General features: G+C 37.9%; 11 protein-coding genes, 1 tRNA gene and 1 pseudogene. 6 read left to right on the forward strand and 7 right to left on the reverse strand.

The window, feature by feature from the left end:
• Positions 1–218: 218 nt before the first annotated feature.
• The 5 genes from G7Y56_RS13045 to G7Y56_RS13065 form a co-directional block, all read right to left on the reverse strand.
• Entirely contained in the window at positions 219–1,775 is a 1,557-nt protein-coding gene (locus G7Y56_RS13045; protein ID WP_255498751.1) for a carboxypeptidase-like regulatory domain-containing protein, read from the reverse strand.
• 14 nt (positions 1,776–1,789) lie between these two features.
• Positions 1,790–2,632 (reverse strand): FecR family protein, encoded by an 843-nt coding sequence (locus tag G7Y56_RS13050; protein ID WP_165044105.1) that lies wholly within the window; start codon positions 2,630–2,632, stop codon positions 1,790–1,792.
• Positions 2,629–3,180: an RNA polymerase sigma-70 factor gene (locus G7Y56_RS13055; RefSeq protein ID WP_165044107.1), complete on the reverse strand. Its 552-nt coding sequence runs from the start codon at positions 3,178–3,180 to the stop codon at positions 2,629–2,631. Before G7Y56_RS13055 ends, G7Y56_RS13050 begins: the two co-directional genes overlap by 4 nt.
• A gap of 55 nt (positions 3,181–3,235) precedes the next feature.
• Positions 3,236–4,489 (reverse strand): carboxypeptidase-like regulatory domain-containing protein, encoded by a 1,254-nt coding sequence (locus G7Y56_RS13060; RefSeq protein WP_165044109.1) that lies wholly within the window; start codon positions 4,487–4,489, stop codon positions 3,236–3,238.
• Positions 4,490–4,918: 429 nt separating this feature from the next.
• Complete coding sequence (locus G7Y56_RS13065; protein ID WP_165044111.1) at positions 4,919–6,886, reverse strand: glycoside hydrolase family 97 protein; 1,968 nt, start codon at positions 6,884–6,886, stop codon at positions 4,919–4,921.
• A 232-nt stretch (positions 6,887–7,118) separates the two neighbouring features.
• Here G7Y56_RS13065 and aldA point away from each other — a divergent pair, with 232 nt between their 5' ends.
• The 5 genes and pseudogenes from aldA (at position 7,119) to G7Y56_RS13090 (ending at position 12,911) form a co-directional block, all read left to right on the forward strand.
• Positions 7,119–8,555: an aldehyde dehydrogenase gene (aldA, locus tag G7Y56_RS13070; RefSeq protein ID WP_165044113.1), complete on the forward strand. Its 1,437-nt coding sequence runs from the start codon at positions 7,119–7,121 to the stop codon at positions 8,553–8,555.
• A gap of 71 nt (positions 8,556–8,626) precedes the next feature.
• Positions 8,627–10,176, forward strand: a pseudogene (locus tag G7Y56_RS13075) (L-lactate permease).
• Positions 10,177–10,211: 35 nt separating this feature from the next.
• The gene (locus G7Y56_RS13080; protein WP_165044115.1) at positions 10,212–10,952 is read left to right on the forward strand and encodes a (Fe-S)-binding protein; all 741 of its coding nucleotides are present in this window, start codon (positions 10,212–10,214) and stop codon (positions 10,950–10,952) included.
• Entirely contained in the window at positions 10,949–12,328 is a 1,380-nt protein-coding gene (locus G7Y56_RS13085; RefSeq protein ID WP_165044117.1) for a lactate utilization protein B, read from the forward strand. Before G7Y56_RS13080 ends, G7Y56_RS13085 begins: the two co-directional genes overlap by 4 nt.
• Positions 12,329–12,332: 4 nt before the next feature.
• The gene (locus G7Y56_RS13090) at positions 12,333–12,911 is read left to right on the forward strand and encodes an LUD domain-containing protein (RefSeq protein WP_165044119.1); all 579 of its coding nucleotides are present in this window, start codon (positions 12,333–12,335) and stop codon (positions 12,909–12,911) included.
• A 121-nt stretch (positions 12,912–13,032) separates the two neighbouring features.
• Here the strand turns inward: G7Y56_RS13090 and G7Y56_RS13095 are convergent, their stop codons facing one another.
• Both G7Y56_RS13095 and G7Y56_RS13100 read right to left on the reverse strand, forming a co-directional pair.
• Entirely contained in the window at positions 13,033–13,587 is a 555-nt protein-coding gene (locus G7Y56_RS13095) for a hypothetical protein (protein ID WP_165044121.1), read from the reverse strand.
• Positions 13,588–13,782: 195 nt separating this feature from the next.
• A tRNA-Val gene (locus G7Y56_RS13100) sits at positions 13,783–13,857 on the reverse strand.
• A gap of 202 nt (positions 13,858–14,059) precedes the next feature.
• On the opposite strand from G7Y56_RS13100, the gene dut reads away from it, so the two are divergent.
• Positions 14,060–14,494 carry a dUTP diphosphatase gene (gene dut / locus G7Y56_RS13105; protein ID WP_165020199.1) on the forward strand — a complete coding sequence of 145 codons (435 nt, stop codon included), beginning with the start codon at positions 14,060–14,062 and terminating at the stop codon, positions 14,492–14,494.
• Positions 14,495–14,498: the final 4 nt, after the last annotated feature.

Genomic DNA, 14,498 nt, shown 5'->3' on the forward strand with positions numbered 1-14,498 from the left:
TTACAAGAAAACAGCTTAAGTAAGCTATTTTCCCTTTTTCAATCTGCCCCCCTAAAAAACGGGTAGTTGAAAAAGGAAAAATGCGATAACTTTTAACAATATTAATAGGAATTAATCATAGAATTCAGGGAGAGAAAGATAGATGCCAGCTTAGCTCATAATTATACGATACTTATATCAAACTCACGTTATGTTAACAAAAAGAGTCAAATATTTTATCATTCTGCCACTTCATTCAGATTATTTATTATTAATTCTTTTAACTTATCTTCGGGAACTATGACATTAAAGTTCCCCCAAAAGTTTTTATCGTATTCGTATTTGGTTTCCGAGAATATTTTGAGAGGAGAAATACGCTCATTACGTGGAAATCCAACTACATTTTCTTTTTCCATCTTACAATTTACCATCTCAAACCAAAGATGCAGAGGTGCACTAAAGAGCCTCCTTTTCTTTCTGACTTTGAATTCTAAATCTCCACGAATATGATTTATGTAGTCATAGCCATCCTCCGATCGTTTGTATGAAACAGTATAACTGGCACGCTCAAGCGTCATTTTGAGATCTTTGTTTATCCGTTCTATAAACTGCTCTGTGGCTTTTTCTATATAACGGGGATGCAATTCGAATCGGGCTTCAATTAAAGCCTGATTGTAGGTGTCAATAAACAATTGCCCTTTATATAAGGATTCTTTAATGTAATCTTTTTGTTCGAAAGAAATAACATTCACTCTGCGACCATCTATTGTTGTAATATCCGTATGAGTATAAACAAAAGACTGTCCCCTGCCTTCGGGATCAAGAAAATCGGGAAGCTCCTTCACTATATCGAGCATCAGACAAGAATTAATCCCCGATTTTATTCTGGTAAAAATAGTATCGCTATCCAGCTTACTTTTAATTCTACGCATCTTTACCATTTTCACCTGATCGTACTTAACACTTTGAGGATAACCAGTCTTGTAAATTTTCAGGACGGCTTCGGTAAGATCAATATTTTTTTTCTTGAGGTCTATACCCTCTCTATAGAAAGCTGTTATATACACAGGCTCCGAAGGATAATTCTGCTCGCGCTTCGCCAACATTTCCTTTAATAAGTCTACCGGATTTACGGCTCTTACAATTACTTCCTGCAAAGGAATAACTTTCGGCGCAAGAGAAAATCGCACATGCTGATCAATCAATAAAGAGATTTCGATCTCCTGACTTTCATATCCTACATTGGTCAGTTTTATTGAGTGATTTAATAATGAATCAGGTAATATCAATCTGAATTCTCCATCCTGATTGGTAATAGTTCCAATCGTTGTATTATTAACTCCAACAGAAGCATAAGCCAATGGTTCTTCCGAGATACGATCATAGATTATACCTCCCAAAGTGAAATAGCTACTTTGTTCAATTATTTTATCTTCTGCAATCTGTATTTTTGTTTCCTTTTCTTCGGGCAATTGTAGTAAAATATGGTTGCCTACAACCAATATCTTTAATCGTTCGTTTCCGGTTATAGCATATATGGCGTCGCGCACTGTGTATTCTCCTTTCGGAATTTTCATTACTTTATCGTTATCTATAATCTGGCTATCATAAACAAACAGGTAGCCTGACTGATCAGATACCTGCTTCAACAAACGATAAATTGTGTCTTTACTTTTTGGTAACCGGACTTTGCGATCCAACACACTCCCATCTTCTGCCTGCAATGCCATTACTGTAAAAAACAGTAAAAAGCAGGCAATAAAACGATGAAATATGTCGCCCGTCATTCGTCTCATTCTAGTATATTTTCTTACTCGGAAATAATAATTGTATCCTCTTTTTGCGTTAGTTTAAGATCCAATGCCATGCAAATCAATTTGGCCATACTATAAGGTGTATCATCAGAGAAAGTCACAGTAAGCAATCTGTCCTCAAGCCCCGGTGCAACTTGTAATACCGAAGAACCCGAGTTTATATTAATAACATGAACGATATCTGCCAATCGCTCATCTTTAAATTGTACTTTTCTCAAATACGCACCAAATTGTCCTGCATCTATTGTCTGCATTGTCTGCAATTTATCAGATTGAAACAAGGCCGTTTCGCCAGCTTTGACATAGACAAATTTACCATCTTTTTTCGAGGTAATCTTAACCTCTCCACGTTGAACCGATAAAGAGAAAGATTCATCTTTACTTTTCACATTAAAAGCTGTCCCAAGAACCTCTATCATCGTTTGCTCTGTATCTATGATAAAAGGCTTTTCCTTATTCTTACTTATATCAAAAAATGCATCTCCCTGCAAAAAGACTTGTCGTCTATCTTTAGGAAAATGGTCAGGATACTGCAAAGATGTATGGTTTGCCAAATAAACCACAGAACCATCTTCGAGAGTAGAGACCAAAGTCGGCGCATCGCCTCCATTGCTTAAAATCTGATTATAAATTTGCGCTGACTTCCTATTCTGTATAACCGATACAGATGCTATACAGATACATATAACGGCTATACTTGCTACCCATTTGAATGTGGCTGAGCGTAATACTGGTCGCTTATCTGAAGTTCTGACCTCTAATAGCCCCTCTTCATCCAACCGATTGTATAGGCGATTCCACGCCTGATCTGTAATTTTATTGTTTTCTTTTAGTGTCATAATGCATGCGTATATTTTTCCACTTCGTGGCGTAGTACCTGATATGTTTTTGTCATTTCTGCTTCAACTGTTTTTACCGATACAGAAAGAATTTCTGCTATTTCTTTATATTTACGTCCTTCCATCCGATGCATCTGAAAAATACGGAGGCGTCTGGCTGGAAGCTTTTTCAACGTTTCATTTATCAGATCCTGCAACTCTTTATATTCCAGCTCATCCAAAGGACTCGATTCTTCTATATCGTCTTTACGGTTCAGAACACTCTCCCGGTAACGGGACTGTACATTCTGATGTTCACAGTATTGCAAAGACTGATTGCGAACTGCTCCATAAAGATAGCTTTTCAAAGAACGTAGTATCTGAACATTCTCGCGCTCTTTCCATAGCGTATAAAACAATTCCTGTACAATTTCTTCTGCCGCTTCTTTCTTGCCTACTATGCTGAATGAGTAGATATAGAGAGAGGAATAGTATTGTCTAAAGACATATTCAAATGTCTTTATATCACCATCTTTTATCTTTTTGAATATAAATAAGTCATTCAGCATAGCAGACCAGAAAATAAAGTAAATTCAATCAAATATAGAAAAACTTTTCATCCAATCATTTATTTTGTTTCTTCAATTTAGTTACGGCAGATTCTAACGATTCGGTAGGCTCTATAATATTATAGTCTTCCCAGAAGTCCTGATCGTAAAAGCTACCTACTTTATCTGATAGAGAATGCTTTTCATTGAACAACAACTTAGATGGAATGCGTTCTACATGGTCTTCTTTTCTTTCTGTCATAACCATTTCCAGTAAGATTGTGTAGTTCGTAGAGAACAGGCGTCGCTTCCAGTCACATTTAAAACGAATTTCGTTACGTATATAATTCAAATAGCTTCGTCCATTTTGTTCTTTGTAAGTCACCACATATGAAACTTCTTCGGGTTTAAAACGGAGTCGATACGGCTTCTTTCTCAATATTGCTTCTGTCGCTTTATTTTGGTCGTCCATACTTAAACTAAATTCCGCACGAGAGAAGGCCAGACTTTGTTTATCGATGTAGAGCTTTCCATACAATAAGGCGTATGGCAAAATTACCTGCGGCTTAAAGCTAACTACATAATGCAAACGTTCGTTCAGAATAACAGGGTCCTCGATCGAAAACTCATAGTAAGAAAGTGTTTCGGGATTAAGCATAAGATCCTTATTCTTCACAACATCCAGATAAGTAGACAGATTAGGGCCACCTAAAAACTTAACAATAAGTGTATCCGATGGTTTCGGGCTAAGAAGTTTACGCCCCTTACAAACCTGAATATTGTCACGGGAATCGTCTTCGTCGTAAGGTGTTTTATAAACATCTACAACGGCCTCGGAGATATTAATATAATTACGTCTCTTCTTGACAGTCTCGCGATAGAATCCCGTCAACAGATTCGCATTACAGCTATTATTATCCGCAATCTTACCGATTGCAGCTTTCACTAACTCTAGCGGATCAACAGATTCGATAACAACCTCTTTCAATTTATTATCATTAGCAGTCATGAATATGGTTATATCATCTTCGTTGCCCTTTATTGAATATCTTTGATTAGCATATCCCAATCGCGAAAGTTCTAATACCTTAGCTTGAAGCGAATCTTTTACCTTGATAGAAAAGCCACCATCTTCATTTGTCACAGTACCTATACTTGTTCCGGGTATAGAAATACTTACATATTCCAGTTTATCTTTCGATTTCTTGTCTTTTACTACACCATTTATTGTAATGTAATCGGGATAGTCCTGCGCACAAAGCGGAAGCACCATACCAGCGATGAAAAAAATAATGATAAACCGTGCTACTTTTGAATATTTTGTTTTCATGTCATATTTTTTTAAGATGATTAATAAAACCGGCTGTACTAATATGATCGTTCAACGAACAAAAACCCTAAAGAAAATTGTAAGTATTTTATTCTGTTCTTTAATACAAGTAGAATTGAAACAAATTCTCTATGCTTCTGATCATAAACATGGACAATACTGTCCGATTACGGACACTTAACAAACACATAAACATCTATTTAATAATACATTAACCGATGGCACATGCTTTGCAAATATAAAATCAGAAAAAAGAACACAAAATGGATAGAGAAATTTCTGTTAGCGAGAAAAGAAAAAAGAGAAGAAAACTTATTATACGGTTTTCAATTATAGGTTCAGTATTTATTGCTGCACTTGTTTAAATTCAAGAAAAAAACGCCTTAGATTATATACCTAAGACGTTTACTTATATTTTAAAGGATTATTTCAATAAATGCGTATCACCGAACCTCCGCTTGCTGCTAAAGGTAATTCTATAACATCTCCTTTTTTTACCTTCTTAGTTAGTTTCACCAGATGATTAGGATTTACATCAACATCTTTACTATCAGCATAGGTATCAGCCGTATATTCCTTATTATCGAGGAAATCAAGAGTAACAGATAATGCTCTGGCTTCACTATTATTCAATGATCCGATGTACCAACTATCGCCATTCCGGCGGGCAATGGTGATATATTCATTTACCGATGCATTGAGAACTTTTATTTCATCCCACACAGTAGGTAGTTTTTGTATAAAATCAAAACCCGGCTGCCCCTCATACGATGGAGGAGTATCGCAAACCATACCCAGATAACTTTCGAGAACGACATACATTGCCAGCATGTGACATCTTGTGCTTGTCACCAATGGATTCGTAAATTGAACTTTAAATTTATTTTCTGGTACAGCCCTAAAACCTCCCAAATGATAATCGGTAGCACCTGCAATCAGACGAGTGAAAGGCATTGAAATATCATGATCGGCATTTATTTCGGCACCCCATTTATACCCCTCATAATTCATTGTCCCTTCACGTGTAAACTCATTCGGATAAGTACGATGAAGACCCGAAGGTTTACTTGAACCATGAAACTGGATAAATAAATGATGCTTAGCTGCTTTTGCCAATATTTCTTCCTGTATGCGAATCATTTCCTGATCATCCCTATCCATAAAATCGACCATCATACCCGAAATTCCCCATTCTTGAAAAAGGGCGAATGCCTCATCTATTTTGGCATACAATGGCTTCCAGTTTATCCAAAGGTGAATACCCACACCTTGACTATGAGCATATTTGCAAATCGCTTTCATATCAAGAGGTTTAATCGGCTTTGTTATATCGGAATTTGGTCCGGGTGTTCCAAAATCAAATCCATCGTCAACATACCAAGGCTGCTCGGCATAACCATATATAGAATGATAATCCAAACCGCTACGGGCAGCAAAATCTATATAATATTTGTTCGTATCGAAGTTATTTCCGGGAGCAAATGTTGTATCCGGTACTACATTGCCATTCCACCATGTAAAAGTTGTCTTCCCTGGTCTTAGCCACGATGTATCTTCTATTTTACAAGGTTCGTTCAGATTTGTCAGAATATTCGACTCAATAATAGCCCCAACTCTATCACTAATAGATATTACACGCCAGGGAGTGCGATGAGGAATATCTGCTTTCACTTTTATTTTTGTCTGTCCGGGTAATGGAGATAGCTTACCGACAAACATACCGTTTTCTTTCATCAGATACATTCCTGCATAATCAACAACCGCCGCTTCGGTTATAGACATGAAAATGTTGTTCGGACATTCTAGCATTATAGGCATATCCATTAGTTTATTCTCTTCTATATCATTATAATTCAAATGAGTATAAGGTCCCTCATGCGACGAAGTATAAGACGGCAAGAAAAGAGTTAAAGCCTTGGGGTTCCCTTCCAAATTGAAAGTAGTATTCTCATCATACATAATATATGAACTCCAATCAGGCTGTTTAGGGAATTCGTACCTGAAAGCAATACCATCATCAAAAGCTCTTACAACCATATTTATTTTTCTACCCTGTGCTTTTTTCTCTTCAAAAGGAATTGTAACCTCTTTGTATTGACTATGCACAGTCTTTGTCTTCCCTACTACCAACTCGTAAGTTTCGCTGCCTGTCCTATATATGGGTTTATTAATTTTAAGACCGGTACCGAATGTGCCATTATCGAAATCGAAACCGAGTGGTGAATCTTTTATCAGAATTTGCTTCTTAAACATTATCTTATACGAAGGGTATTCATCACTCAATTTCAAGGAAAAAGTGAGTCTGCCGTCAGGTGATAATAAAGAAACCGTTTTTTGAGCGAAGCCGTATTGCGACAACAGGAGTAGTAGAATAATTGATAGATTTATCCTTTTCATTATATTAGAATTAATTGAGGTTATATAAAACTACGCTTACATTTTTATTCATCCCAAAGCTACAATATTTTTATTCACACTTGTATTTATTTCCCTGTCATTAATTATTATTGCTATCAAAGATTAATGCTTTTATGTCAAAAATATAAGTGAAACTTTCAATATTTTCTTTAATTTTAGAATCCATTGCATTCGTACTAATTTATTTCTAAAACCTAAAAATAAGATTACCATGAAAGAACTAAAAATGTTTGTGGACGGAAAATTCATCGAAAACACGTCCGGTAAATGGATCGATGTTTTGAATCCATCGACAGAAGAAGTAAACTGCCGTATGCCCGAAGGCACTGTAGAAGACGTAAAAAAGGCTATAGATGCAGCAGAAAAAGCACAGAATAAATGGGAAAAAACTCCCGCTGTAGAAAGAGCCAGCTATCTGATAAAGATTGCCGCAGGCATCCGCAAAAGAGAAAAAGAATTAACTGATATTATTGTAAAAGAAGGTGGCAAAACACAAGGTCTGGCAAATGTCGAAGTACTTTTCACAGCCGACTATCTCGAATATATGGCTGGATGGGCACGCCGCTACGAAGGCGAGATTATACAGAGCGATCGTCCGAATGAAAACATATTCCTGTTTAAGAAACCAATCGGAGTAACTACAGGTATTCTCCCTTGGAATTTTCCATTTTTCCTAATAGCACGCAAGGCTGCCCCCGCATTAGTTACAGGAAACACAATCGTAGTAAAACCAAGTCAAATCACTCCGGAAAATGCATACGTATTTGCTCAAATAGTAGAAGAGGTTGGTTTGCCTGCAGGCGTATTCAATATGGTGATGGGACGCGGTTCGGTAATAGGTCACGAAATGGCGGCTAACCCGAAAGTAGGAATGGTCAGCCTTACAGGAAGTGTAAGTGCCGGACAGCAAACAATGGCTGCCGCTGCACCTAATATAACTAAAGTATCGTTAGAACTTGGAGGAAAAGCACCTGCAATCGTTATGGACGATGCCGATCTTGATTTGGCTGTAAAATCGATTATAGCATCACGTGTAATCAACACAGGACAGGTATGCAACTGCGCAGAACGTGTATATGTACACAAAAAAGTGAAAGATGCATTCCTCGAGAAACTGATTGCCGGCATGAAAGCCGTAAAAGTTGGTGATCCTGCGCAAATAGCAGATTTAGATATGGGACCACTTGTAGAGGCCAATGCTTTGAAATCGGTAACAGAGAAAGTAGAGAAAGCACTTAAACAAGGAGCTAAACTAGCCTGCGGTGGAAAACGCATCGGCACTAAGGGTTATTTCTTCGAAGCAACTGTATTAACCGAGGTTACTCAAAAGATGGATATAATTCAGGAAGAAACTTTCGGACCGGTACTACCGGTTGTTGAGTTCTCCGATATAAACGATGCTATTGACTGGGCTAACGACTGTGAATATGGACTGACATCATCTGTTTACACTCAAAATCTGGACACTGCTTTTAAGTTGGTAAGATCACTTAAATTCGGCGAAACTTATATTAACCGGGAAAATTTTGAAGCCATGCAAGGATTCCATGCAGGATGGCGCAAATCGGGTATCGGTGGTGCTGATGGCAAACATGGTCTTGAAGAATATCTTCAAACACATGTTGTTTATTTAGAAACAAAAGGCTGATAATTATGAATAACGGTATATTGAATATTCTCTTATCTGTATCCCTATCTTCCGATTCGGATACATTCTGGATATTGGCACTATGTGCTGTTATACCGGTTATTCTATTAATTGTATTTTTGGGATTCTTGAAAATGGCAGGTCACAAAAGTGCTTTATTGACATTGGTTGCCACACTGGCGATAGCAGTGCTAGTCTTTAAATTCCAATAGGCGATACAGCTCTATCCATAATTTATGGAATACTTAAAGCCTTTTTTCCTATCCTAATAATCATTATTATGGCTATCTTCAGCTATAATGTACTTGTACTGACAGGCAAAATGGAGATCATAAAAGAACAATTCACCTCCATTTCCTCAGATAAATGTCTTCAGGTTCTGCTACTCACGTGGGGATTCGGAGGATTACTAGAAGGTATGGCAGGCTTTGGTACCGCAGTGGCTATTCCTGCTGCGATATTGATAGGCCTAGGCTTTAAGCCTGTATTCTCAGCCGTAGCGAGCCTTATAGCAAACAGTGTTGCTACAGGGTTCGGGGCTGTAGGAATGCCGGTAAAAGTTTTAGCCGAACAAGCCGGAATTACCGATATTCAGACATTAAGTTCCAATTTGGTATTGCAATTGTCGCCTTTGATGCTAATAATACCTTTCGTATTGGTATTTATGACAGATCCAAGAATAAAGGCCCTACCTAAAAATATACTAATCAGTATACTTGTTGGTGGGGTATCTTTGATTACACAATATATAGCAGCTATTTACATGGGAGCCGAAACACCTGCTATCATTGGCAGTATAGCGTCTATCATAACCATAATAATATTTGCTAAGATAACAGCAAAAAAAGAAGACAAGGTACTGGCTGAGAAATCGCAGAAAAGAACTAGCGCTGAAATTTTAAAGGCATGGAGTGTATACGGTATTATACTTATTCTAGTAATACTAAGCAGTCCGTTATTATCAATAAGGGACATTTTGGCTCCCCTCCTGACATCTTCGTTCAATTTCAGCATTTTCGATTCTGTAAGTCAGCTTAACGTTACAAGATCTGTGAAAATATCATGGCTGATTGATACCGGAGTATTACTATTCTTAGGTTCTATGCTTGGAGGACTAATTCAGGGAGCCAAAATAAAAGAGCTTTTCAAATTATTATGGAAGGTTGTTAAACAGCAAAGAAAAACGTTCATCACAGTTTGCTCTCTTATTGCTTTATCTTCAATAATGGATTTTTGCGGAATGATCTATGTCTTAGGTATTACTTTGGCTTTACTAACAGGTTCATTCTATCCATTATTTGCTCCTACAATAGGATGTTTAGGCACATTCCTTACAGGAAGTGATACATCGTCTAATATATTGTTTGGAAAATTGCAAGCTAATGTGGCTCACAATATCGGAGTAGATAACAGTTGGTTAGCGGCAGCCAATACTGCCGGAGCAACAGGTGGTAAGATCATATCTCCTCAAAGTATTGCCGTAGCAACTTCAGCTATCGGAGAACAAGGAAAGGAAGGCGAAATTATGAAAAAAGCATTTCCATATGCTCTCGGATATATAATTATTACAGGACTTATGGTCTATTTCGTACCCAGAATTATGGGATCGCTCATTTTCTGATTTTGTAAAAAAACTATCAACTAAAAAATATTGACATGAAAGTAGGATTATTTATTCCTTGCTATGTGAATGCTATATACCCCGAGGTGGGAGTTGCATCCTACAAGCTGCTCGATTATCTCGGTGTAGATGTAGACTACCCTATCGACCAGACCTGCTGCGGGCAACCGATGGCAAACGCAGGATTTGAGGACAAGGCAATTCCTTTGGCTAAAGAATTCGAGAAGCTTTTTGACAAATACGAATACATTGTAGCACCGTCGGCTAGTTGCACCGCTTTTGTAAAAGAAAATTATCCCCGCTTATTAGAAAAAGAACAACATCTTTGTCAAACCAGCGGAAAAATATACGACTTGTGCGAATTTATTCACGACATATTGAAAATAGATAAATTACCAAGTAAGTTTCCTCATAAAGTGAGTGTACACAATAGTTGTCATGGTGTACGCGAATTACACTTATCTTCTGCCAGCGAACTAAATATCCCCCGCTACTCTAAAATAAAAGATTTGCTTTCTCTTGTGGAGGGAATTGAAATACTTGAGCCGCAGAAGGTAGACGAGTGTTGTGGTTTTGGCGGTATGTTTTCGATCGAAGAACCTTCTGTTTCGGTATGCATGGGACAAGACAAAGTAAAGAACCATATTGCTACCGGTGCGGAATATATAACAGGAGCTGACAGCTCGTGTCTGATGCACATGCAAGGTGTTGTAAGCAGGGAAAAACTCCCTGTTAAATTTATTCATGTTATTCAAATTTTAGCTGCCGGATTATGAGTACAAAACATACAGAAGCTGCTAATCGCTTCATTGCAAACAAAGGACAGGAGACATGGCATAACGAAACTCTCTGGATGGTTCGCGAAAAAAGAGATCGTATGGCTATGGCTATCCCCGAATGGGAAGAGCTAAGAGAATTGGCCAGCAAAATAAAAATGCACACAATTACCCATCTCGATCAATACTTGGAAAAGTTCACTAAAAACGCAGAAGCAAACGGCGTTATTATACATTGGGCTAAGGATGCAAATGAACATAATGAGATTGTCTATAAAATACTATCGGATCATAAAGCGAAAAAGCTGGTAAAGAGCAAATCGATGTTGACCGAGGAATGCCACCTAAATCCTTACCTGATAGAAAAAGGTATCGATGTTGTAGAGAGTGATCTCGGAGAACGGATTCTACAATTGATGGACGAACCGCCGAGCCACATCGTAATGCCCGCCATCCATCTCAAAAGACAAGAAGTCGGTAAACTTTTCGAAGAAAAATTACATACCGAAAAGGATAACAGCGACCCTACATATCTTACCCGTGCTGCCCGTCAACATTTACGAAATGAATTTCTCACTGCAGATGTAGGTATGACAGGGGCAAACTTCGGTGTTGCCGAAACAGGAGATATAGTTGTATGCACCAATGAGGGAAATGCAGATATGGGAACATCGCTGCCCAAAGTACATATCGTATCTATGGGATTAGAAAAAGTAATACCTAGCCATAAAGCATTGAGTGTATATACCCGCTTATTGGCACGTTCGGCTACCGGGCAGCCTGTAACCACCTACACCTCACACTTCAGAAAGCCACGCAAAGGATGTAAAATGCATATTATATTAGTAGACAACGGACGTAGCGAAATATTAAGCAATAAAGAACATATCCAGACACTGAAGTGTATCCGTTGTGGTGCATGTATGAATACCTGCCCTGTGTATCGTCGCAGTGGAGGATATTCTTACACATACTTCATTCCGGGACCTATCGGCATTAATCTGGGTATGCTAAAAGCACCAGAAGAATACTTTGATAATGTTTCGGCTTGCTCGCTTTGCTATTCGTGCAACAATGTTTGTCCTGTACAAATCGATCTGGCAGATCAAATTTACAGATGGCGGCAGAACCTCGATTCATTCGGTAAAGCCGACAAAATGAAAAAAGTAATGTCTTCAGGTATGAAGTTCCTTTTCGGTCACCCGAGCCTATACAATAACGGACTTAAATTTGCTCCCATTATAAATCACCTGCCTCGCTTCATGCTTTATAATGGATTGAATGATTGGGGAAAAGGACGTGAATTACCACATTTTGCAAGTGAATCTTTTACTCAAATGTGGAAGAAAGGAAAAGTACAGAACAAAAAGAAATAAGACAATGAGCAGCAAAAACGATATATTAGGAAACGTAAAACGACATATCACCGACAGATACGATATGCCCGACATCGATATTCAGGGAATCCGGTACGCAGATAAGATAGCACAGTTCATAGACATCAGTAAGGCTGTGGGTGGCGACGCTATTTTACTCAACGAAGGCGAAGATATAAACAAGATTATCGGCAATCTATATCCCGAGGCAAAAGTTATAGCTTCTAATCTTAACGACATTTCCATTGCGACAGACAATCCCGATAATGTTCCAGACCCTCACCAATTGAATGGAACGGATCTGGCAATCATTCAAGGCGAAGTGGGTGTCGCAGAAAATGGCTGTGTATGGATACCGCAAAATGTAAAGGAGAAAGTCGTTTATTTTATAGCCGAGTACCTTGTTATAGTACTCGACAAGAAGAATATAGTGAACAACATGCATGAGGCTTATGATAAACTCACCTTCAACGATTATGGCTTCGGTGTATTCATTTCGGGACCGTCAAAAACCGCCGATATAGAGCAATCTCTTGTGGTAGGGGCGCATGGAGCAAAAGGAGTTACGGTTATACTAAAGTAGGATATTCCTTGTGAGAATATAGACAACCATAACCTGAATTCTTTCAGATTGAGTTCAGGTTATTTACTATATTTTTAAGTTATCTTGAGAAGATATCAACAAAAACAGAAAAATGGAATATCTAAAATAATTCGGGATATTTCTCTTTAGAAATGCAGTGAGCGTGACTCTTTATATCTTCATCGACTAATGATTTCCAACCTAACTTGTCAAACTGCTCTTCCAGAGCAAGGCATACTTTAAAATCTTCATCCGAAACTTTATAAGTCTGACCATCTTTTGTACCGGATACAGTTATTTCGAAAAGATGCGCTAATACCCATATATGAACTTTATATCCGAAAATGTCTACATATTGAGGTTGTTCCAAATCATTGAATTGCGAAATTGTAATTTTCAATTTATCCAAATCATCAAATGAATATGATTCCAACGGATCGAAAGCAATAAAACCCTCTTCAAGCTTAGATAAAACTACTCCTAGCTTAGATAGTTTACCTATCAAATCCTCTCGTCCGTCATATTTTATATACACGGCAAAAGAATCGCCCTCGCAATTATGTCCGCTGCGAGCTCGCATATAATGAAAATATTGAAGCCTTTGGCACCAACGCTTTACATCTTCTTTTGTATTATTTTGAAAAAGACGCTCGTCTGATATTTTATCTAAATTCATAAGTTGTAATTTATCTATTGGGCTAAGTTATCATAAATTTTTCTTTCGGAGAAAAGTTAAAGGCGGAAGTTGATCATATTCGACAAAAACGAGAGAAGGCTTTCGGCAAGTATTCTTTAAGTAAAAGAAAAAGTCTCCCAGATCACAAGATCAAGAAGACTTTCTAATTGTTTTAGTATAAGTTGTACTTATAAGTGGGCGATGACGGGTTCGAACCGCCGACCCTCTGGGTGTAAACCAGATGCTCTGAACCAACTGAGCTAATCGCCCTTTTAAAGGGTTGCATTTTCTCTCAAACGCAGTGCAAAGGTATATCTTTTTTTCAATCTGCAAAATAATTGAAGAAAAAAAATACAAAAACATTTTCGAGAGGTTCATTTTTAGATCGATTTTTAAATCTTAATTTTTATCAATTTTCGGCGTAAATTGCAAAGATTTAGCTATTTTCGCAAACTAGAAAATATAATAAACGATGAAAGTAAAAATTATAAATAAATCGCATCATCCACTTCCCGAATATGCGACCCCATACTCTGCAGGAGTAGATCTGAGAGCAAACATAGAAAATCCAATAGTACTAAAGCCGCTGGAGAGAACCCTTGTCCCTACCGGTTTATATTTAGAACTGCCCCAAGGCTATGAAGCTCAGATACGACCCCGAAGCGGATTGGCTTTCAAACATGGATTGACCGTTCTGAATAGTCCGGGTACGATCGATGCCGACTACAGAGGAGAAATTCGTGTTATACTAGTCAACTTATCTAACGATGACTTTGTTATAAACGACGGCGAACGAATTTGCCAGATGGTTATAGCTGCTCATTCGCAAGTAGAATGGGAAAAAGTAGAATCGATAAACGAAACCGAGCGTGGAGCCGGTGGTTTTGGACATACAGGTAAACAATAACAAA

Source organism: Dysgonomonas sp. ZJ709, assembly GCF_011039195.1.
Lineage (GTDB): Bacteria > Bacteroidota > Bacteroidia > Bacteroidales > Dysgonomonadaceae > Dysgonomonas.

Bases quoted from the DNA above. Each gene is read 5' to 3' on its own strand.
- G7Y56_RS13095 (WP_165044121.1), bottom strand. From the start codon at position 13,587: ATGAATTTAGATAAAATATCAGACGAGCGTCTTTTTCAAAATAATACA.
- G7Y56_RS13085 (WP_165044117.1), top strand. From the start codon at position 10,949: ATGAGTACAAAACATACAGAAGCTGCTAATCGCTTCATTGCAAACAAA.
- G7Y56_RS13090 (WP_165044119.1), top strand. From the start codon at position 12,333: ATGAGCAGCAAAAACGATATATTAGGAAACGTAAAACGACATATCACC.
- aldA (WP_165044113.1), top strand. From the start codon at position 7,119: ATGAAAGAACTAAAAATGTTTGTGGACGGAAAATTCATCGAAAACACG.
- dut (WP_165020199.1), top strand. From the start codon at position 14,060: ATGAAAGTAAAAATTATAAATAAATCGCATCATCCACTTCCCGAATAT.
- G7Y56_RS13050 (WP_165044105.1), bottom strand. From the start codon at position 2,632: ATGACACTAAAAGAAAACAATAAAATTACAGATCAGGCGTGGAATCGC.
- G7Y56_RS13065 (WP_165044111.1), bottom strand. From the start codon at position 6,886: ATGAAAAGGATAAATCTATCAATTATTCTACTACTCCTGTTGTCGCAA.
- G7Y56_RS13045 (WP_255498751.1), bottom strand. From the start codon at position 1,775: ATGAGACGAATGACGGGCGACATATTTCATCGTTTTATTGCCTGCTTT.
- G7Y56_RS13060 (WP_165044109.1), bottom strand. From the start codon at position 4,489: ATGAAAACAAAATATTCAAAAGTAGCACGGTTTATCATTATTTTTTTC.
- G7Y56_RS13080 (WP_165044115.1), top strand. From the start codon at position 10,212: ATGAAAGTAGGATTATTTATTCCTTGCTATGTGAATGCTATATACCCC.
- G7Y56_RS13055 (WP_165044107.1), bottom strand. From the start codon at position 3,180: ATGCTGAATGACTTATTTATATTCAAAAAGATAAAAGATGGTGATATA.